The sequence below is a fragment of the Paenibacillus sp. SZ31 genome (genome assembly GCF_012912005.1).
In the GTDB taxonomy this organism is placed as follows: Bacteria; Bacillota; Bacilli; order Paenibacillales; family Paenibacillaceae; genus Paenibacillus.
Genome location: NZ_JABBEA010000001.1, coordinates 600,579 through 622,283 on the forward strand (window position 1 = coordinate 600,579; position 21,705 = coordinate 622,283).

20 protein-coding genes are annotated in these 21,705 nt (G+C 46.5%); 8 read left to right on the forward strand and 12 right to left on the reverse strand.

Features of this window, described 5'->3' with window-relative positions:
* Positions 1-261 precede the first annotated feature (261 nt).
* Complete coding sequence (locus tag HF638_RS02760) at positions 262-840, forward strand: hypothetical protein (RefSeq protein ID WP_169478750.1); 579 nt, start codon at positions 262-264, stop codon at positions 838-840.
* 147 nt (positions 841-987) lie between these two features.
* Here the strand turns inward: HF638_RS02760 and HF638_RS02765 are convergent, their stop codons facing one another.
* Complete coding sequence (locus HF638_RS02765; RefSeq protein ID WP_062833514.1) at positions 988-1,374, reverse strand: DUF423 domain-containing protein; 387 nt, start codon at positions 1,372-1,374, stop codon at positions 988-990.
* Between the two features lie 280 nt (positions 1,375-1,654).
* Here HF638_RS02765 and HF638_RS02770 point away from each other — a divergent pair, with 280 nt between their 5' ends.
* Together HF638_RS02770 and HF638_RS02775 are read left to right on the forward strand one after the other, a co-directional pair.
* Complete coding sequence (locus tag HF638_RS02770) at positions 1,655-2,059, forward strand: hypothetical protein (protein WP_169478751.1); 405 nt, start codon at positions 1,655-1,657, stop codon at positions 2,057-2,059.
* 108 nt (positions 2,060-2,167) lie between these two features.
* On the forward strand, positions 2,168-3,016 hold the full coding sequence (locus HF638_RS02775) for a DegV family protein (RefSeq protein ID WP_169478752.1): 849 nt from the start codon (positions 2,168-2,170) through the stop codon (positions 3,014-3,016).
* Between the two features lie 195 nt (positions 3,017-3,211).
* On the opposite strand, the gene pdaA is transcribed toward HF638_RS02775, so the two are convergent.
* Together pdaA and HF638_RS02785 are read right to left on the reverse strand one after the other, a co-directional pair.
* Complete coding sequence (gene pdaA / locus HF638_RS02780; RefSeq protein ID WP_169478753.1) at positions 3,212-3,991, reverse strand: delta-lactam-biosynthetic de-N-acetylase; 780 nt, start codon at positions 3,989-3,991, stop codon at positions 3,212-3,214.
* A 259-nt stretch (positions 3,992-4,250) separates the two neighbouring features.
* On the reverse strand, positions 4,251-4,658 hold the full coding sequence (locus HF638_RS02785) for a hypothetical protein (protein ID WP_169478754.1): 408 nt from the start codon (positions 4,656-4,658) through the stop codon (positions 4,251-4,253).
* A gap of 149 nt (positions 4,659-4,807) precedes the next feature.
* Between HF638_RS02785 and cysC the strand changes: the two genes are divergently transcribed.
* On the forward strand, positions 4,808-5,446 hold the full coding sequence (gene cysC, locus HF638_RS02790; RefSeq protein ID WP_169478755.1) for an adenylyl-sulfate kinase: 639 nt from the start codon (positions 4,808-4,810) through the stop codon (positions 5,444-5,446).
* Positions 5,447-5,523: 77 nt separating this feature from the next.
* Here the strand turns inward: cysC and HF638_RS02795 are convergent, their stop codons facing one another.
* The 9 genes from HF638_RS02795 to HF638_RS02835 form a co-directional block, all read right to left on the reverse strand.
* Positions 5,524-7,341 (reverse strand): ATP-binding cassette domain-containing protein, encoded by a 1,818-nt coding sequence (locus tag HF638_RS02795; protein WP_169479134.1) that lies wholly within the window; start codon positions 7,339-7,341, stop codon positions 5,524-5,526.
* Positions 7,341-8,474 (reverse strand): nucleotidyltransferase domain-containing protein, encoded by a 1,134-nt coding sequence (locus HF638_RS02800; RefSeq protein WP_248278019.1) that lies wholly within the window; start codon positions 8,472-8,474, stop codon positions 7,341-7,343. The genes HF638_RS02795 and HF638_RS02800 overlap by 1 nt, the downstream gene beginning before the upstream one ends.
* Positions 8,475-8,526: 52 nt before the next feature.
* Positions 8,527-9,009, reverse strand: a complete 483-nt coding sequence (locus tag HF638_RS02805) for a lasso peptide biosynthesis B2 protein (protein WP_169479135.1) — start codon at positions 9,007-9,009, stop codon at positions 8,527-8,529.
* 4 nt (positions 9,010-9,013) lie between these two features.
* Complete coding sequence (locus tag HF638_RS02810) at positions 9,014-9,313, reverse strand: lasso peptide biosynthesis PqqD family chaperone (RefSeq protein WP_169478757.1); 300 nt, start codon at positions 9,311-9,313, stop codon at positions 9,014-9,016.
* Positions 9,310-10,257 carry a phosphoenolpyruvate carboxykinase (ATP) gene (locus tag HF638_RS02815; protein WP_169478758.1) on the reverse strand — a complete coding sequence of 316 codons (948 nt, stop codon included), beginning with the start codon at positions 10,255-10,257 and terminating at the stop codon, positions 9,310-9,312. Before HF638_RS02815 ends, HF638_RS02810 begins: the two co-directional genes overlap by 4 nt.
* Positions 10,258-10,395: 138 nt before the next feature.
* Positions 10,396-10,533 carry a paeninodin family lasso peptide gene (locus tag HF638_RS02820; RefSeq protein ID WP_017689562.1) on the reverse strand — a complete coding sequence of 46 codons (138 nt, stop codon included), beginning with the start codon at positions 10,531-10,533 and terminating at the stop codon, positions 10,396-10,398.
* Positions 10,534-10,562: 29 nt separating this feature from the next.
* The gene (locus HF638_RS02825; protein ID WP_169478759.1) at positions 10,563-12,494 is read right to left on the reverse strand and encodes an asparagine synthase-related protein; all 1,932 of its coding nucleotides are present in this window, start codon (positions 12,492-12,494) and stop codon (positions 10,563-10,565) included.
* Positions 12,491-13,759, reverse strand: a complete 1,269-nt coding sequence (locus HF638_RS02830) for a sulfotransferase family protein (protein ID WP_169478760.1) — start codon at positions 13,757-13,759, stop codon at positions 12,491-12,493. The genes HF638_RS02825 and HF638_RS02830 overlap by 4 nt, the downstream gene beginning before the upstream one ends.
* Before the next feature lie 423 nt (positions 13,760-14,182).
* Positions 14,183-15,520 (reverse strand): MFS transporter, encoded by a 1,338-nt coding sequence (locus tag HF638_RS02835; RefSeq protein WP_169478761.1) that lies wholly within the window; start codon positions 15,518-15,520, stop codon positions 14,183-14,185.
* 257 nt (positions 15,521-15,777) lie between these two features.
* Here HF638_RS02835 and yhbH point away from each other — a divergent pair, with 257 nt between their 5' ends.
* The 4 genes from yhbH (at position 15,778) to HF638_RS02855 (ending at position 21,662) form a co-directional block, all read left to right on the forward strand.
* On the forward strand, positions 15,778-16,947 hold the full coding sequence (gene yhbH, locus HF638_RS02840; RefSeq protein ID WP_036609998.1) for a sporulation protein YhbH: 1,170 nt from the start codon (positions 15,778-15,780) through the stop codon (positions 16,945-16,947).
* On the forward strand, positions 16,944-18,380 hold the full coding sequence (locus tag HF638_RS02845; protein ID WP_169478762.1) for a SpoVR family protein: 1,437 nt from the start codon (positions 16,944-16,946) through the stop codon (positions 18,378-18,380). Before yhbH ends, HF638_RS02845 begins: the two co-directional genes overlap by 4 nt.
* Before the next feature lie 264 nt (positions 18,381-18,644).
* Positions 18,645-19,973 carry an extracellular solute-binding protein gene (locus HF638_RS02850; protein ID WP_169478763.1) on the forward strand — a complete coding sequence of 443 codons (1,329 nt, stop codon included), beginning with the start codon at positions 18,645-18,647 and terminating at the stop codon, positions 19,971-19,973.
* On the forward strand, positions 19,974-21,662 hold the full coding sequence (locus HF638_RS02855) for a methyl-accepting chemotaxis protein (RefSeq protein WP_169478764.1): 1,689 nt from the start codon (positions 19,974-19,976) through the stop codon (positions 21,660-21,662). It begins immediately after the preceding gene.
* The last annotated feature ends 43 nt before the right edge of the window (positions 21,663-21,705 follow it).

A 21,705-nucleotide genomic window follows, 5' to 3' on the forward strand; every position in this document is an offset into this window, starting at 1 on the left:
TTCCCCCTGTTGCTTCCTGTCCTGTTATATAAATTATAGATTAGACACGCACGACTGACGCAGGCAAACAGGATGATCAGGGGATGAAAAAGGAAGAATATAAGTTCTATTATGGGTAGAAATTAAGGGACACTCCGGGTCTTGATTCATATCGTTTCTACATATTTCTGCGTCTCTGGCACTATGATTATTGCCTTTTTAATGATATAGTGTATTGAAGCGTTTTATATGCTGACATACTTTTTAACGGGGCTGGGATGAATGAAAGAAACCTTATCCAATCAAGAGGAAATCGGCTTTTTATTTAATGTCGATATACTTATTAAGAGCCGCTCAAATGCATTGGCACTACAGTCCCTGTTGGAATTCATAAACAAAGAGGAACAAATTGCGGACTTTCGGATTCAATCCGGCATAGAGCTAGGCAAAATTATTGAAGCGACACTCCAGTCCAAGAAGGACTCCTTCGTCACCCTTCACAACGAACGTAAAAAATCACAAGCCAACGCAGCACAGAAGGCGTCCACTGCAACACAGACACCTGCCTCACCTGCTCCAGTCAAAGCACAGAATCAGCAAGAAAAACCAGTTAGCGAGAAAAAGCCTGCCCCCCAAACATCCAATGTTTCCGAAGGAAATTCGTTTGATGCGTGGATTGACACGCTTATTAAAGAAAATCGTCTAACCCGTATTGTTGTCAACAACAAAAACGGTAAACATCAGAGCATTCCTTGCCGCATTTTGAATTTTGATCGGGATACCAGTGTGGTGAGCATTTACCATGTAGATGAAAAACAAGTGTATACGTTCCGAACGAATGAAATCGATGAGTTTCTGTAACTAACTTAATCCGATTAAAACAAAAAGCAACTTGCGTTAGAATGACGTGACATTCTAACGCAAGTTGCTTTTTCAGTTAATTCATTCAGATAACAAAGGAATTTCTTACTTTTCCATATATCGTTATCATTGATTCCTTTGGCTGAATCACGAGCGATCCTTACCTCGCTGCCATACATCTAATGCCAATAACAACCATCCAGCAATGAAAGCTACCCCACCAATCGGTGTGATGGCACCCAGAATCTTGATACCGGAAATGCTGAGCACATACAAGCTGCCCGAGAACACGATAATTCCGATAAACAACAGACGTGCGGCCCATTTCAGTTTCGTAGATGCCCCAAGCTGACCAGCCGTCAAGCCGATAATGAGTAAGGCCACTGCATGAATCATGTGATATTGCACACCAGTCTCATATGTAGCTATGGCCGCCGGCCCAATTGTATCCTTGAGCATATGTGCACCAAACGCACCGATCGCAACCGATAACATGGTCATTACAGCTCCAAGCATCATCCATCTTCGTTGCATGTAAGTTCTCTCCCTTAATTCAACTCTTCCCTCCTTTTATTGTAGCGAATCCACTCACCCTTTACCAGTCGGAGCGGAGCTTCATAGATCATATGTCTGTTTATACTTACTAATACTATCTCTACCCTATATATCGTAGAAAACTGGCGCAAATCCTTGATTTTTATCGATAATTATGGAAAAGTAAACAGGTATGCAATCTTTATATTAAATAGAAGATCATTATACGCCGATTAGGTTAATAACACTCAGTACGTGATTAAGGAGGGATATTAAAATAATGGATAATCACAATATCTATGAACCATACCCGCCAGATCATGAGAGGGAACCCATGGCTCCACTGAAACATTCCGGACCTGGAATCGCCAGCTTTATCATTGGATTGGTTGCAATCGTGGGTTACATTCTGATATTTTTTACTGCAGCTATGGCCCTAAACGATTCAATCGAAGTCCTCACCCCGTTGCAGGCAGAAGAACTGGCCTTGCATCCAGCCGTAATTCTGGCTTCATTAGCGATTCTGGTCTGCCTGATTCTCAATCTGGCCGGAGGCATCCTCGGAATCATTGGTCTTATCCTCAAGAATCGCAAGAAAGTCTTTGCCATTATAGGGACGCTGATGAATGGAATCATCATTCTGGCATTCATTGGTCTTATTTTGGTGGGTATGAACATGATGTAACGGTTTGCATCAGCGTCATGTTTCCATATAATTAAAATGAATGGGTTTACACATGGATATAATCTATATTATTTTGCTAAAAATTCTTGTATTTCAAAGGAGATTGACATGTCACGAATCAAAATTTTTGCGGACAGCACAAGTGATCTGGCTCCCGAATGGATCCAGCAACACGATATCGGCATCATCCCCTTGTATGTGGTGTTCGGTGAAGAATCATTGAAAGACGGTGCTGAGATTAAGCCTGAACAGCTATATGAACGAGTCAGTCAAGATGGGCGTCTTCCCAAAACAGCTGCACCTTCACCCGCTGATTTCATGACGGCATTTCAACCTTACATAGACCAAGGGGATGAGATTCTATATATCAGTTTGTCCTCTGAACTTTCTTCTACCTACCAAAATGCACGACTAGCGAGTTCTGAGTTCCCGGAAGGACGAATTTCCGTCATCGACTCACAGAATCTCTCATCCGGAATTGCCCTTATGGTGATGAAAGCAGTACATGCAGCCGATAAAGGACAAAACCTGACTCAGATTACACACCTGATTGAGGCGATGAAACCGAATGTGCGCACGGAGTTTGTCATCGATACACTGGAATATCTGCACAAAGGCGGACGTTGTTCGGGCATGCAGAATCTGATTGGCAGTCTATTGAAGATCCGCCCTGTCATCCGGGTAACGGATGGCAAGATGGCGCCCGCCTATAAAGTACGCGGTAAACGGGAGAAAGCCCTGGAACAAATGCTGCAAAACACGCTCAGCGCGAAGGAACAGATTGATCCCGACCTGCTGATCGTTGTGCATACCATGGCTGAAGAGGATGCGCTTGACTTGCAGAAGTCTTTGCAGGAACAGACGGGTGCCCGGGTGGAACTGACCACTGCCGGTTGTGTAGTATGCAGTCACTGCGGTCCCAAAACGATTGGAATCATCTATAGCACTGTTCTATAGTATTACACACAACATGGTATCGTATGACTAGATCCTGTATTGTGGGTCTGTATGTGGTCACATCCAATTGCACTTGATAGATCGATACAACATAAAAAGGGCATTCCGAGCTTAATCGCTCAGGATGCCCTTTAATATTTTGCTTAACTCAGGAATAACCTTAAGTGTACGCCGATGGGTCATGATGATAATGCATCAATAACTTTTGGTCCGCAAATCATCCAGACTTTTAAATGCATATCCTTGCTTACGCGCCTCATCGATAATGGAACCCAAAGCTTCCGTGTTGTCTTTGGATACGGAATGAAGCAAAATGACAGCACCCGAATGAAGTTGTTTCAACACCTGCTGATGAGCATATTGTGCACCACGCTGCACATTCGTATCCCAGTCTTTATAAGCAACAGACCAGAACACATTCACATACCCTTGGGCATGACTCTCTGCGAGCGTACGATTGTTAAAAATCCCACGTGGTGGCCGCAAAAAGGTCGCCTGTTGACCCGTTAGCCGATTCACTTCCGACTTGACCTTATCCAGTTCCACCCTAAGCTTCTCATTGGAGATGCGGGTCATGTCTGGATGGCTCCATGAATGGTTACCCACAATATGACCTTCAGCCGCCATGCGTTTGACCAAATCAGGTTGATCCTTGAGATAATGACCTGTCACAAAGAAAGCCGCAGGTACCTTCTTGGCACGCAAAACATCCAGTATGGCAGGCGTGAACCCATTCTCATACCCGTTATCAAACGTGAGATACAATTCCTTCTGCTTCGTATCCCCCAGGAAAATAGCATCGTTATGTTGTAAGATCGATTTGAAGCCTTCCTGATCAATGGAGGGCAGCTGACCATTTTGACTTTTCTTGAAGCCAAAGTGATAAGCTCCGGTAACCGGCGATGCTTCAGCCTGTGCCGGTACCATACTAATGGATAATAGCCCCAACAGTATGTATAGAACCATTCGCTTCATTCTATCCGCTCCTGTTCCTGAAAAATTCGGTTAGTCGTTTGTACACGAACACCTTCAGGTAATATGCCACAGGAACGGCTAATGTATGTAAATGCGTATTAGAGCGTGTCTTGAAACTCGCTGAAGTGCATCTTTTACCGCCTTTTCGCCCCCTGCTTCTTCACTTTCCCTTGACGTGCCCCGGCACGCCTGCGGAAAACTTCCTTGCTTGGAACGAAAATTCAGCAAAATCTGCTTCTTTCGGAGTTTCAGACACGCCCTAATCGAAACGTTTATTTTCATGTTGTGGCGGAGTTTGATGAAACAATTCGAGCAAAGTCTGGGGTTTGCCACTGGAAGCGAGCCACTCCCTCACAGTCTGTATGGCACGGGTCTGCCCATCTCCCCGATCACGCCAAGTAAGTAGCTCGATGACTTTGATAATCAAGGCCGACATATTGTGATTATCCAGTTCAGACCGCTCTGCCCTCAGCTTGTGATACAAAGCCTCCTGCTCCCAATCAAGTAGAATCTCATCACCGATGGTTGGTTTCAATAGCGTATACGCTCTGTCACAACCTTTACAACGAACCGTGCTAACCTGTTCATATATAAATTCCGCTCGGACATCCTGCTGGCAATCCGGGCACTTGAATCCAACCTGTATGTTTTGTATGTTATCACTCATGACATTGTTCCTCCTGCTATGTATGTACTACATCTATACCCGATATTCTGTCGATTCACGCTTATTTTGAAGAAATTGATAAGGTGCTATAATATTGAAAATATGTTAAAATGTTATGCATATCATGGTAGGGAAAAGGCGGGATACTCATGTCAAAGGAAGAGCGCAACATAACCTGGCAATCATCTAGCATCAACAGACAAGACCGGGAGAAACATAATGGACACCGTAGTCGTGCCATCTGGTTTACCGGGTTATCGGGTGCAGGAAAGTCATCCCTTGCATTTGCCCTGGAGCAGTATCTCTACGACCAAGGCGTGCGTTGTTATGTTCTCGACGGGGATAATGTACGTCATGGTCTGAACCGGGATCTCGGTTTTACAGCTGAGGATCGTCAAGAAAATCTGCGGCGAATTGGTGAAGTATCGAAGTTAATGGTAGATGCCGGGTTGTTTGTCCTTTCAGCCTTTATCTCTCCTCATGAACAGGATCGTGAGATGGTTAGACAGTTATTTGAACCGGATGATTTCATTGAAATCTATGTGCGCTGTTCGATTGAAGAATGTGAGCGGCGAGATCCCAAAGGCCTGTACAAAAAAGCCCGCAACGGTGACATCCCTCATTTCACAGGCATTTCCGCCCCCTATGATGTACCGAAATCTCCTTCATTCATCATCGATACGGAGCAATGGTCTATTGAGGACGCCGTGCAGGAGATCGTACAGCATTTGGAGCAGATTGGTGCTCTTCAACTGCCACTCCCTACGAATACAGCGCTCGTTCATTAATTCTTGCACATCACACTAATGACTTACATGAAAGGCGCGCCATCGTGGCGCGCCTCTTTACGTTATGACTTGCCTACCTACTGTCCCACAACACCCGCTTGCATGTTCAGAAGTTTGCTGAACGTGCCTACCGGGTCTGTAGATAACTGCTGATATCCGCCCTCTTGGATGACACGACCTTCGTCCAGCACAATCACACGATCTGCCGTCCGAATGGTGGACAATCGGTGTGCAATCACGATAATGGTGACATGTCCTTTTAACCGTTCCAGCGCCTCATGAATGTACTGTTCATTCTCACTGTCCAGCGCACTCGTTGCTTCATCCAGCACTAGCACCGAAGGATTCCGCAGCATGGCCCGGGCAAGCACCAACCGTTGGCGTTCCCCCCCAGATAGTCGAATACCTCGATCACCTATAATCGTATCCAGACCCTGAGGTAACTTCCGTACAAAAGCCGCAGAAGACGAAAACTGCAATGCTTGCCACATCTGTTCTTCACTTGCATTCGGATCAACCAGACGCAGATTCTCCCGAATACTCGTATGAAACAGGAATGGGTCCTGAGAGACATATCCGATGGAACTCCGCCAGCTCAGTAATCGTTCTTCTGACAACGGTACACCGTCAATCAAAATGCGACCACTCTCGGGTCTGACGAGGCCCATAATCAGATCTATCAGCGTGCTCTTGCCTGCTCCGGATTTGCCTACAATCGCGGTCATGCCCCTTGCCGGAATAGAGGCTTGCACATTCATTAATGAGTACGTATCACTGCCCTCATAACGATAGCAGACATCCTGACACGTGATAGATTCCTTCAGTTTCATAGGTTGAATCTCACCAATTCCAACATCTTTTGCTGAGGCAATCTCTTCACTAATCTCACGACTCTTTGCCGTCTGCGCTTGCAATTCTCTTACCACCCGAAACGCAGGCAGCATGGAGCTGATGTACTCCAGATTGGACTGAATCGCCGTAAACCTTGGCCATAAGCGGGAAAAGATAAGGATAATGAGTATGAGACTTGCCGGAGGTACTGTCATTACACGGAGAGAAAGATAGATGAATGCCGCAATAATGATAGCCGCGGACATCCGGTGAATCAGCTGTGTGCCACTGTTCAATTGGCTAAATTGAATGACATTGCGTTCAATCTGTCTACACATGCGCTCAAACCAGTTCATGTGTGAACGCTCGAGCATATTGCTCTTAATATCCTTAATTCCGTTGAAATGCTCGGTAATGCCGTTATAATAACTTTGCGAAAATTCAGAAGTCTGGTCTCCAATCTGCTTGGCCCGCTTGACGAATTTTCTCAAGACGATAAATAATACCAATCCACAGACGAGCACAAGTGCCGTCAACTTGGCAGATAACCAGAAAGCTAGACCAATCTGAATCCCCGTAAAGATCAGGGAAGCAGCCATTTGCAGCATAATGCTCGTTCCTTGGCTCACACGTGCAAGCTCAGTCGTTAATATATGGTTAAAATCGGATTTTCGTTTTTGGAGAAAAAATGACCATTGCGCCATAATAATGGCACCATAGGTTTCCATGCGCAGCGTTCGTACAAATTGCTGCTGAATTCGCGTATTACGGATCGTCTGGAGACGCTGCATCCAGGCCTGTCCGGAGACAATCAACACAAAGGTGAACAATACGAGTAACAATTGGCTATTTTCAGAAAAACGATTCAACACGTCGCCAAGCCAGGGAATGTTTAAGCCTGTGGAGCCCATCTCAAATATGCCAATCAGACTCAACATCGGAACAAGCATGTAGATGCCGATCCCTTCCATGAGACTGATACAGATCATTCCTAGCAGATTCCAATATAGAATGGGCCCCGTAACATGATGCAGCTTTCGCATGAAATACTTTAATTCCGAGATCATACTTTACCCCTTTCCGTCACCGTATACCTTTTAATTCGCCGCCAGAACCAGAGAAACGGACGTAACGGAAAGTACAGAAAAAACAAAGAACGTGGAAGCGGCAATTGATCCACATCCCATGTACTTGGATATAAACGTTCAATAAAGAAAAACCATTTCTGCTTCGTACTTCGAAGTTTAAACAGATACGATTGATAAGACTTCATATCAGCTGGACTTTCCAGCATGTCATTCATGAACAGTGCGCCTTCACTGGCTAATCGCTTGCCTGTATGATCACTCAAGGACATTAAGGACCTGTACTCTGCATCCAGCGGTGTGTTAAATAAATTCGAGGTCAAGCAGAGCGCCTGCGAACCGATCGATAAACGTCCCTCCGCTTTCAGACGTCTCTCTACTTTCTTCACATCGAGTGACATACTGCGAATCATCTGGTCGATATCCAGCAACCAGCGTAGTCTGAACCATCCGTGCCGCGCTCCATGAGTTACCAGATAAGCCCACAGATCTTCTTGTTCGAGCATGCGGACAGGTGTCTGTGTGTATGAACTGAACCGGCTGCGTTGCCACAGCAATTCGAAATCGATTTCTTTGCCCGAATCCGGGTTAAGCCGCCAATGGATCTCCACTTGAGTCTTCTTGACCGGATGTGTGTAACAGATATGATGTTCCCGCCATTTCCAGCTGCGCACCGTAGGTGCCCGCTCCCCTTCCTTGGATACATATCCGAGGGTAGCCAGAATGCCTTCAGCCGCTTCCACATCATCAAACGGAATCAGGATATCCAGGTCTTTGGAGGTTCGCATCGATACATCGCCATAGAGATCATGGGCGAGCGCTGGTCCCTTTAGTGTAATATTGCGGATACCGCGTTCACGAAAAGCTCCACACACCTGCTCCATTTCAGCTGTCAGATGTAACATGCGGAACGTATTGACCGTATATTGTTGTCGCAGACTCTCCATAACATCCGCCGGAATGATCGTGGAGTTCAGTTCTTTCATTTTCAGGTAAAGGACAGAGTACAAGCGGTGATGATAGACAAGCCGCAGAAAGAGCTGCCAATCTGTTCCCTGCAAACGCGCCTTGAGTTCTTCAGGGGATAGAGCCGTCAGATCACCTCTAATCATACTCAAAATCAGTTTAAGCTCCTTCGGAAATCCTGATGAATAGAGTTCACTTTCATGTATCATAGACAATCTCCCCAGATCCCTTCTCCGGACACCGTTTGCCAAACACGCCGACAACCGTATATTGGTCCATAGTATCAGCTCCGGTCACGATCAATTTACCACTTCGCAGCCAGGCATGAGCCATCATATGTCCTTGCTTATTCCGTGCAGTCCCCATGTATAACGTGCTCTCTATCTTGCGTCGCTCAAGCATCTTCATCCCGGCAATCGCCATCACCAGGCAGCGGCTTTCCCATAACGTATATTTGCTGGCGAGCACAATCGCTCTGGAAATATTCCGTATCGCAATTACCTCACTGCGGTCGAGTCCGGTCATCGGTGTTTCGACCATGGGCGTCCCCAGCCCGGGTGCGATTTTGGCAAATGGCATAGCCTTCAGGATTCGCGCCCAACCCAGGAGGACATAAGCTTCCCAGACCAGTCGGCGCATCGCGCGCGGAAGGGAGAAATAGGCCTTCATTTTTCGCAACATCATTCTACACTCCGCGAACAACGTCGATTAATCCCTCACGGGACAGATGTTCCAGGAATTGCACTACCTGCTCACGACATACATCCGGCTCAATCTCATACTCCGCAGCAAGTACCTCCACCAGTTCCCCCAGCGTACGTTCCTCTGCGATCAGATCCCAGATTCTCCCGCCCGTACTCCCGAGATTATAGTACTTTCCAGAGCTAATGCTCATCATGACTTTCTCACCGCCCATATCACTGACCAGATTACCTTCCTTCCGGGTTACCCGGTCTTCCACATTCATCGGTGTAGTCGCTGTCATTGTCCTGTATGCACTCCTTTGCGTATATGATCTGTGATCCGATCCACCATCTCAAATGCTGTAAACTCAGCGCCCGTTCTGGTCAATCTGCCTATTTCCACACTTGCCGAGAGTCTTGAGACGGTCTCGAATAGCCATTGTGCCAACCCTTGCCTTGCAGCGAGTCCACCACGGAACGTATTGGAGCATAACAGATGCAGTCGTTCCAGCCCTGTCACTTCAACCAGTTGAACGGACGTATGGTCTTCTTCCGGTTGTGGAGCAAGTTCAAATACCCCTGCCAGTGGCACAGCCATATCATGAAAATAGTGCTGAACAGGTATCGCATACTTCCTAATCTCTGCGTGAACCGTTGCATAATCCTGTTCCTTCATGCCGAAGCCATCCAGACTGGGCTGCCATAACTTCTGTTGCGGATAACCAGGTGATACGATGGCTCTTCCCCCAGCATCCCAGGTCAGTGCGACAACATCATCGGTGAGAAGCGGATATCCGCGTGATGCGAGTGCAGCCGACAGCGTTGATTTCCCTGCCCCCGAATGTCCGACAAATGCGTAAGCCCAGCCATCCATAACAACTGCACTACCATGTAGTGGAAGAATGCCACGTTGCATCATAACAACCGCCATACAGGTGCCCAGGATGAATAATCTAACCTTCTTCTCATCTGCTCCCGGCTGTGAGCATACAACGATGCGCTTTCCTTGCTCCATTAGAAACAGACCTGTATCTTCGATTTTGAAAAAAAGGCTGCCTTCCCGTGCCACAAAGTTGTCGTTGCCGAGATCCCACTTCTCCCACAATGTAGTCAGATCTGATGACTCAATGTGTACATCCGCGACATCAGAACGAATCTCTGCATCCATGGGTACGCTCTGCAGTTCAGGCATTGGAATTTGGCTCGACCAGCGCAAACCATACGCTACATAATGCACAGGCAACAATGAACGACGCCTCCTTCGTAATAAAATGTAAAAAAAAGCCCTTATATTCGTGTTGCTCAATATAAGGGCGGAGGCGAAAAGCTGGATTTGTTGCATTCCGCCCTTTAAGTATGATGACACTTCATAAAACTTAATAACTTAGGAAGTTGGATCGTACAGATCTGCATCGTGAACCGTTACCCAGTCAATTTGTCTGTAGCCAGTACCGGCCATCGTTTGATTGACTTCCAACACTTCAAGAGCTGGTGCTTGCCATTCCTTTTTTTCCATTTGCATCGTATTCACCTCCTTTCATGTGCCCTCATTCAAAATTTCCGAATGAACCGATAGACGATCAGACTATGCATCATCAATCGCAGATCTGGATGAGACGCAAGTTCAGGTCTCGGACTCGGAAAATTGGCCAGAGCAGACTTGATACGCTCCGTGTTTAATATGCCAGCGACCTTGCTGTCAGAACACAAGGCATGCAACTCGGCCGTAAAGGCATCCCAATTCGGAATGATGCGATGTAACCAATCCGCCGGCTGAACACCCCGTACCCGCTGATTCAGTCTGACCTTATCAGGCAACTCCGGTGAAGTAGCCCGGCGAATCAACGAACGATCCGTCCCTTGTTTCACATATTGTTCAATCGGTACGGACAGGCAGAACCGAATGACTCTGGCATCGCTTGTCGGGTCACGCTCCCAAGCCCGGTAACGGAGAGAACATTTCGTGGCGACAGCACCGTTTTTGTTCGCAATGGCCAGATTATTGAATTTCTCGGCACGCACTTTGAGCGCATCCGCCTGGGCACCGCCCTGCAGAACGATAATGGATTTGAGTCGTTCCAGTACACCCGTTCTCTGCGCAAAATCAGGATGAATCAACTGTACGGATGCGGCCTGGCTGGCTCCTTTGGACTGAGCCTTGAACCAATCCGGATATGCCTTTTTCCCTGTGATCTTGGCTATACGGGAGAAAGGCATGCCAGTGCGTTCACTATACTGCTGCATCTCACGGAACCAGCGGTACCAACGGCCACTTTTCAGCAGACTGGCGTAATAATCCAGAGCCGGACCCCAGGAGATGGTGAAATTACCACGTGCCCCTGTGAGTAGAATGCCTGCATCCTGCTGGCTCGCTTTTTCATAGAATCCGCGTATCCAGAACGAATTTTCAAAGTATTTATAGGGCATCTCCATAATGTCGAGCCAAGTATCCACTTCACTGAGAGGACTTCTGCCTTCAAAATCAAGATAGTTCTCTGTGATATTGCCGACGTGATTAATCGTGGAACGAATGAAGGGTCTCTCGTCTGCCAGCAACGTTTTCGATGTATAATCAGTGAAATCCGGCACGGGAACATAACTATAGGCATGCAGTCGTTTGCCCTGACTTCTCAGTGTTCCGGAGGCAAAACCAACAACGGCTCCCGAGTCGAGCCCTCCACTTAATGCAGCAGCCACTTGCCTGTGAGTTCGCAATCGTGATCCGACCGCCTGCCCAAAGACCTCTCGAAACGCTTCTACATATTCACCGTCGGATTTAAGCCTTAGAGGCTCCACTTCATCCCAGCGATGATATTGCTTTAGTTCCAGCCTCCCGTCCCGGAAGACAAGTGTATGTGCAGAAGGCAGCTGACTTATTCCCCGGTATACGGTCGAGTTGATATCTGCTGAATCATGCATGTCAGGAATGGCAAGGAACTCAGATAACCAGGTCTCATCAAGTTCTTTATGTACCCCTTCAAGTCCGAGCAACGGATTCATGAGTGTGCAGAAAGCAAAACGTGAACCATCATGTCGGTAATAAAAAGCTCTCATGCCTGTAATGTCTCTTGCTGCATATAGTTTGCGATTCCGATCATCCCAGATGGCAAATACAAAATCCCCTAGTAATCGAACAGCCACATCGTCTCCCCAACGCTGATAGGCACGCAGGATCAGTTCACTATCCGCCAACATAGCCAGTTCTGCTCTGGATATCTGTAATTGATCTGCCAGTTGTTCCCGATTATCCAGGATCGCATCTGCTGTGATGGTCAGACCACTATCCTCATCATATAAAGGCAGCTTCTCGCTTACCGATTCCGGTGTAATCCACTGGGCATGACAGCTAAGGAACGCCTCATTGCCTTTCCAGACCCCTGTCGTATCTGCAGGCACATGCCCCAGGCTTGCGTACAAACGCCAGCTGTCTTCCCATAGCGCCTGCTGACCATCGTTGTGAACAATTCCCGCTATGGCGCTCATGATTTTCCTCCCCGTAGAATCTTGCGCTGTGAAGCCCAAGCGCTGATCTGATGACCAAATGGTACCCATGATTTGATACGCTGTATTTTGCTTTGAGCAGAGGCCAGTTGGAGTTTCAAGCGCTCCCGCTCGCCGTATCCCCGTTCCAGTCGATGATCTGCTGCTCGTAGCGCGGCCTGTAACTGCCTGATCGTTGCCAGCGCAGCCAACGTCGGATCTGTCTTTTCCTTTCCTTCGACAACTGGATCATTCCGATTCGCGAGCGAATCACGAACAACAGAATCAGCTGGCTGCATCCGGTATTGTTGCTGCCACTGGCAACCGGTCGCTACCGTCAACTGATGCGTGATTCGGTCAATGACTTCCTGATCCGGACTTGCTTCATAACGAACACCCGTCCATTGTTCAGCTTCCGCCAGCTGTTCACTGTACCCCATCCGGTGGAACAGATCTGCACCCATAACACGGCAATACAGTTCAACTTCTTGTGGATCTAATATACTTTTCCAGTTGTTAACAGAACCCTGATGAGCCTCTTGATGCGAAGAGAGGAATGGATCACCAACCCCCATACTGTAGAACATGTCAGATTTTGCACTATCCAGAAACTGTCCATACTGTTCCATACCCTGTTCATATCGAATCCCCAGAAATGCACATAGTTTCTCGAGTTCTTCCTGAGGTCTGGCGACCAATTGTTCATATTGCAGTTCATGCGCATTGGTGTGTGGTTCGGCAAAATAATCATTCAGGCGGAGCATACCCAGTGTGAGATCTACGGCTTTCATATTTAATTTGCTACTCTGCAGACTATGAGTCAGGTCGAATGCTTCACCTGTATGACGGTTTACCTTTTTGAATGATGCTGCTATAGCCAGAGGATTACGCTGGAGATGAATGCGCTTGGACTGCGGGAACAAACGATCCAGCCATTCAAGCATGTAATAATAACGCGGAGATTTATCAACGATGAAGTCTGCTCCACTGCCTTCCAGGAATCCATTGTAGATCTCAAGAGCAAAACTTCTGCACGCCTTTTCGAAAACATCCTCAGATACCATGGCATTGTAGAACTGACGCATGATGGAGCTGCCACCGTAAGCACGTGAATCGGTCTTTGGCAGATCGACAAGGCTCATCAGAAACCACATTTCCTGGGTGGCAAATATACGACTGTGATTTTGTAGCATGACGGTGGACAACGAGCTACCACTGCGGGGAACACATAGTAAGAAAACAAGTCCGTTACCTTGAGCGTCGATCAATGGCAGCCTCTCCTTTGTTCATTAAAATAAGCATGCAGCCGGGATAGACCAGACTCTACTTTTGTGTTTGGCAAAACGATTACTACGCACGCTATAGTTCAGCATTTTGCAACATTCCGTCGGAATTTAATCCAAGAGTGATGCAAAATACATGTATTCTTTCGACAACTCTCAGATACATTATGTATTCATAGTTTTACTCTATGATACAAAATGTATCATGTCAATCTTTTATTTTCACCTTTTCATAAATTGTTACTCTTTCACTGTATTCTGCTGTCTGTCGTTTAAGCACTTATTCATAATCAATTCTGAGCAGGATGCACAAACGCGAATAAGCTCCAGACATGTTCTGCGAGGAACAATGCCTGAAGCCATGAGAGTAATTCATTAGAGAAGTTTGATATGAAAACCGATGAACAACTAACCTGTAAACCTTACATTTGAACTTTTCCCAGCAGCTCTGATACTCCCATTTCGCTCTTCTTCCTGATCTGCCCGTGTAGCATCCTGCATCCCGTTCTGTACCTTCACGGTTAACAATACAGCAATTCCCGCGACGAAAAAGAAGATGAGCGACAGAATACCCCAACGCGTGGAACCAGTGATCTGCCCAACATAACCAAACACAAATGGACCGAAGATCGAAGAGAATTTGCCTGTAATATTCACAAAGCCAAAATACTCTCCTGTTCTGCCAGCTGGCATCAGATTGCTAAACAGGGAACGAGCTGTGGATTGACTCACACCCTGCACGACACCAACCAGCCCAGCTAGTATATAAAAGTGGCTCGCTTGTGTCATGAAATAACCGAGGATCACGATACATATGTACACGGATAAACTCACGATTAATACCTGCTTTGCGCCCCAGCGCTGCGCCCATGCTCCCAGTAACAAGGTGCACGGGAAACCGATGAACTGGGTTAGCAGCAGTGCGAGCATCAAGTCGGCTGTACCTATGCCTATACTTGTCCCATAGATCGTAGCCATCAGAATGATGGTATTAATGCCGTCATTAAAAAACCAGAACGCCACCAGCATACGAATTAACTGGGGAAAACGTCGCATCTGACGGAAGGTTTGCCGCAGTCTGCGAACGCCCACCACGGCGTAACCTTTCCATGATCCAGGCATGTCCGGTGATGCAGGACGTCTCGGAGCATGGCGAAAGATCGGTATCGAGAACAGTAACCACCACAACGATACAGAGATGAACGCAAGCCTTGTACCTGCCAGTGTACTGCTCATCCCAAACCAGCCCGGTTGCTGGATCATCAGCATATTCACGGCAAGCAGCAAGCCTCCTCCAATATATCCATAGGCATAACCTTTGGAGGATATCATGTCCCTTCGTTCCACGGGAACCAAATCCGGCAGCATCGCATCGTAAAAGGTGTTACCACCCGCAAAACCAATGGTGGATATGACCAGTAACGCGGAAGCAAGGAGCCAGTCCCCTTCTCCGATTGCGCTGAATCCCAACGTGGCAAGGACTCCTATGATTGCAAATACACGCAGGAAGTCGCCCTTCCGTCCTGACAAATCAGCCAACGTGCCAAGCAACGGTGTTAGCAGAGCTACGCACAACATGCCAATGGAGTGTGTGTAGGCCAGGTAGGAGGCTGCGGTATCCGTATCCAGCGTTGCTGCAGCTACAGAAGCATAGAATACGGGCAATACTGCCGCCAGTACTGTTGTTGCATACGCCGAGTTGGCCCAATCATACATTATCCAAGCCTTGATCGCCTTTTTATTCACATAAATCCTTCCTTTACATGCATCTCTATTATTTGATCGATGTCTTTCTCCTATTGTAAAGGAAGGATATCACACTTGTTCACTGTTTCTGTAAAAAATGGAGCAGATTCTGTTCTTACAACTCATCTTACCTCCGAGGTGAATTTGCGTAATTGTATCATTTTATATCCACTCTCATCACATATCGTCCTCGCCCGTGAATATACTTAATTACCGACAGGCCAAACTGTGCCGCGTAATCAATGGGGGGTGCCTACATGTCAAATTCACACCAGCCTTACTCGTTCGTCGTGTCGAAGGAAGATTGGTCGCTTCACCGCAAAGGGTACCAGGACCAGCAGCGCCATCAGCAAAAGGTGAAAGATGTCATCAAGCAGAATCTGCCTGATCTGATTACGGAAGAAAACATCATCATGTCTGATGGAAAACAAATCATCAAGGTACCAATCCGCAGTCTGGATGAGTACCGTTTTGTGTATAACTACCAGAAGCAAAAACATGTCGGTCAAGGAGACGGTGATAGTCAGGTCGGAGACGTCATCGGTCGTGATCCCTCTGCTTCGCAGAAACCCGGCAAAGGCGAAAAAGCTGGTGATCAGCCTGGTCATGATATTGTGGAAGCCGAAGTTAGTATTGAGGAATTGGAAGATATGCTCTTCGCTGAGCTGGAATTACCCGATCTGAAGCAGAAAGACAAAGACCTGATTGAGACACATACGGTAGTTTTCAACGATATTCGCAAAAAAGGAATGCAGTCCAATATTGACAAGAAACGTACCATTCTGGAAAATCTGCGTCGCAATGCAACGACCGGTACGCCAGGCATCCATCACATCAGTCCGGATGACCTGCGCTACAAGACATGGGAAGACAAAATTATTCCACAATCCAATGCCGTTATTATTGCCATGATGGATACATCCGGGTCCATGGGTTCATTTGAGAAATACTGCGCGCGCAGCTTCTTCTTCTGGATGACCCGTTTTCTACGCCGTCAGTATGAGAAAGTTGAGATTGTTTTCCTCGCCCATCATACGGAAGCCAAGGAAGTAACCGAAGAAGAGTTCTTTACCCGTGGCGAGAGCGGAGGCACCATCTGCTCCTCTGTATATATGAAGGCACTGGATATTATTGACAGCCGGTATCCACCTTCAAGCTACAACATCTACCCTTTCCACTTCTCTGACGGGGATAACCTGACCTCGGATAACGAGCGGTGTGTGAAGCTGATCGGTGAGTTAATGAAGCGTAGTAACATGTTTGGGTACGGCGAGGTGAATCAGTACAACCGCAGCAGCACACTGATGTCGGCTTACCGTCATATCAAGATGGATCAGTTCATGTATTATGTGATCAAAGAAAAAGGCGAAGTGTACAAAGCTTTGCGCAGCTTTTTCCAGAAAAGGGAAGGAGGCAGCGTTAGATGACAGATGAAATCCGCGACCTAGAATACGCCATTGCCGAGATTATGGAGATTGCCGATGGATTCGGCCTGGATTATTACCCCATGCGGTACGAAATCTGCCCATCGGATATTATTTATACATTTGGAGCTTACGGCATGCCGACCAGATTCAGTCACTGGAGCTTCGGCAAAACATTTCATAAGATGAAAATGCAATACGACTTTGGACTCAGCAAAATTTATGAGCTTGTCATCAACTCCAACCCTTGCTATGCCTTCCTGCTGGATGGCAATTCCCTGATTCAGAACAAATTGATCGTGGCCCACGTACTGGCGCACTGCGATTTTTTCAAAAATAATGCCCGCTTCTCCAAATCCAATCGGAATATGGTCGAAAGTATGGCCGCTACAGCGGATCGGATTAGTAATTATGAGATGGAGTACGGAACGGAAGCGGTTGAAGCATTTATCGATGCCGTGATCGCGATTCAGGAACATGTGGACCCACAGCTGATTAAACCCCGCCATTTGGACAAACAACGCTACATGGAGATGAAAATGCGGGAGCAGCGTGGTGAGAAAGCACCACGGCCTGAAGGCCGCTATGATGATCTATGGTCACTTGACGATGTGCAGACCGAAGAAGCACCTGCCGAAGGCATTCAGGTCCATCACTTTCCGCCTGAACCGGAGAAGGATGTTATGTGGTTTATTCAGGAATTCTCGGAAGTGCTGACCGACTGGCAGCGGGATATCATGAGTATGATGCGTGAAGAGATGCTTTATTTCTGGCCACAGATGGAAACTAAAATCATGAACGAAGGCTGGGCCTCCTACTGGCATCAACGCATTATACGTGAGCTCGATCTGAACAGTGAGGATACGATCGAATTTGCCAAACTCAACTCCTCCGTGGTGCAGCCATCCAAGCAAAGTCTGAACCCGTATTATTTGGGACTGAAGATTTTCGAGGATATTGAACGCCGCTGGGATAACCCAACCCGTGAAGAACAGGAACGTTGGGGCCGCAAACCGGGCCAAGGTCGTGCCAAAATGTTCGAGGTGCGTGAATTTGATTCCGATACCTCCTTTATCCGCAATTACATGACCAAGCAATTAACCGAAGATCTCGACCTTTACGTATTTGAGAAAAAAGGGCCTGATTGGAAAATCACCGACAAGGCCTGGGAGAACATACGGGATCAGCTCGTATTTTCACGTGTCAACGGAGGTTCCCCTTATCTGGTCGTGCAGGATGCCGATTATTTGCGGACCGGAGAACTCGTGCTGAAACATCAATATGAGGGCATCGAGCTGGATCTGAAATATATGGAACGCACCCTGCCCTATCTGTATCGCCTCTGGGGGCGTACGGTACATGTGGAGACACGTGTAGAGGATAAACCAATCTGGTTTACGTATGATGGTAAGAAGCACCACCGCAAGTTTTTGTGAGGTTCCAATAGCCCTTTCCCTTTTGACAAAGAGAACCTTAGTATCACGCATGAAGAATGGCGACATATCATAAAAAATACAAAAAGCGGCAAGTTCCCGAGACACGCGGGGACTTGCCGCTTGGCATTTCAAAATCAATATTTAAAATTGCGTTTCATCGCATTATGAGATAGAGCCACATTCATCTAATTAAAAAAATTAAAAATCCGATAAATTACATTAATGATCATTCACTATATTGATCAAAAGCAAGGGGGGGCAATCGTGAGTTATTTGATGAAAATGAAAATCGCTTTGTGCACCATCATGGCTGCTGCACTGATAACAGGTTGTACTAATCAGGATGCACAGAAAACAGAAGAAACGTCAGAAACAGGCCAAAAAGTATTAAAGGTTGCCTGGTGGGGAAATGATGGACGCAAAGAAAGAACACTGAAGGTTATCGAGTTATTTGAGAAGAAATACCCTGATATTAAAGTGGAACCATCGGATGGCCCGAATGGTGAGTATTGGACAACGCTTGCAATGAATGCCGCAGATCAAGAATTCCCTGATGTCATTCAAATGGACTACAAGTATATTGACGAATTCGTGCAACGCAAGCTGTTGTTGCCGCTGGATGAGTTGGTTTCTTCTGGTGATTTGAATATAGCTGATCTGGATGCCTCTTCACTTGCTTCAGGGAAGATCGATGATAAACTGTACGGCGTGGTAACAGGTATTAATGCACAAGGGATCATTTACAACCCTGACTTTTTCACGGAAAACGGTATTGAGCCGCCATCTCTAGGCTATACATACGAGGATCTTGCTGAGATCTCAAGGCAGTTGAAAGCAGCTGTGGATCAGCCCGGGTTTTATCCGATTGGTTCGGGAGAATTGGATTTCCCTTATTATTTGAGACAACGGGGAACTTCTCTATACTCGATTGATGGTAGTACGCTTGGTTATGACAAGGATGAATACTTGGCGGATTTCTTCAAGATGGAAAAGCAGTTCATTGATGAAAAGTTGATGGCTAGTCCGGAAGAGACCAGAAACCGTACCGCTGACAAAGATAAGCTTATCGTAAACAAGTTAGCAGCGTTTCATATGCTGACAAGTAATAACGTTGTAAGCTACAGTAAATCGACAGAGAAAGCATTAAAGCTCATTCCACTCCCTGGTTACAAAGGCGGTTCAGAAGGCAACTATGTTAAGCCATCCATGTATTTTTCCGTCTCTGCTTATACGAAGCAGACGAAGGAAGCCGCATTGTTCGTTGATTTCTTCTTTAATGATTTGGACGCAAACGACATATTGCAAGCTGAGCGTGGTGTTCCAGCTACGGCGAAAGTACGCGAGCATCTGCTCAGTTCGATGAAGGAAGAGGATAAAGAGCAGTATAAATATATGGAGCACGTCGAGCAGCATTCCAGTCCAATTGATCCACCCGTGCCACTTGTAGCAAACAGCATTAATATTTTATTCACCAAGGCAAGAAATCAAATGCTTCAGGGAGACATCACACCGGAAGAGGCTGCGAAACAATTCAGAGATGGCGCAACAGAAGTGTTCGCGGAAGTCGTCTCCAATGGGGAAGGATCTAGCTAAATGAAATTGACGATTAGCAAAAAACTATATAGCGGATTTATATCGATTTTATTATTATTGTGTCTCATTGCCACAGTCAGTTATCTTCAAATTAATTCTATTGATACAACCTACCAGAAGCTCCTTAGTGATCGTGCTGATATCGTAAGTAAGGTTAAAACACTTAGTCTTGCTATCAAGGATGAGAATTTAAGTATAAACACGTTTTTACTTATGGGTGAGGAAGATGACATCACATCTTATCGTGAAGCGGTGCGAAGTTACGCTATGGTCAGTCAGGAGATTCAATCGCGGACAACGGATCCGAATGATTGGCTACTGCTACAAGGACTAGATTTGCTGCAACAGAATTTCACAAGTAATGCGGAAGAGATCATTGAATTCAAGAAGCAAAATGAAGTAGAAAATTATATGAAGCTCACCCTTAAAAATGAGCCGATCATCGATAAGTTTATGCAAACGGCTGATCGTTACATAAAAATACAGGAGGACGCTTTGGCGCAAAGTCTTAATGATACGCAAAGTAGTATTGCCGATTCCAAAAGATTTGTTATTATATTGCTCATTGTAACCATATTGGCTGGCATTGGTATTGCTTTCTTCATCAGTCGAATGATCACGTTACCAATCCGAAGAATTACCTCAGTAGCTGAGTTAATTGCAGCCGGTGATTTGACAAGCGAACCGGTTAAAGTGAAAAACCGGGATGAGATCGGTTCACTTGCTGTATCTTTCCAACGGATGACTGAAAACTTACGAAGTCTTATTGAGCAAGTATCGCAAAATGCGATGCAAGTTGCCGCCTCGTCAGAGCAATTGATGGCAGGTGCAGAGCAAACGACCAAAGCAACGGAGCAAGTCGTCGAAATTATCGAGCAGGTAGCCAGTGGTTCAGAACGGCAAATAGCTGTCGTTCAGGAAAGTGTAGCTTTTGTCGGTAATATGTCAGTAGAGTCAAGGAATATCGCTCATAGCGCCCGCGAAGTCGCTGAGAAATCGAATGTTGCAACACAGACAGCTGCAGATGGCACGATAGCCGTACAGTCTGCTATACGTCAGATGGAGGATATTCAATCAACAGTTAAGAAAATAGAGGATGGCGTTCATGTACTTGGCTCTCGGTCCAATGAGATCGGCCAAATTGTTGAAGTGATTTCAACGATTGCCAAGCAGACCAATCTACTTGCGCTTAATGCCGCAATTGAGGCAGCGCGTGCTGGTGAAGCGGGTCGTGGCTTCGCTGTCGTATCGTCAGAGGTACGTAAGCTTGCGGAACAGTCCTCACTCTCAAGTAAGCAAATCGCTGAGCTCGTGCGTTCCATTCAAGCAGATACTCAGGTGACGGTCCATAATGTCAGAGAAGGTAATGAAGTTGTCCAAGCTGGAATTATAGCGGTCTCGGCCGCAGGCGAATCATTCCTGCATATTCGGGAGGCTGTCGACTCGGTCACTTCCCAAATTAATTCCGTATCCGAAGCGTCTCATCAATTGTCGGAAGAAACCGTTAAGCTTGCTGAAACTTTGCAGGGAGTAGCATTAGTAGCAGAAGAAACTTCTTCCGGTACAATCAGTGTATCAGCTGCGACAGAACAACAGCTGGCAACGATGGAGGAAATAACCTCTTCGTCTCAAGCGCTAGCTCTAATGGCCGAGGAATTGCTTCATTCTGTTAAGGATATTAAGCTCTAGGACAGAAGAACATGGTTATATTCAACTGTTTGTACGATATGTT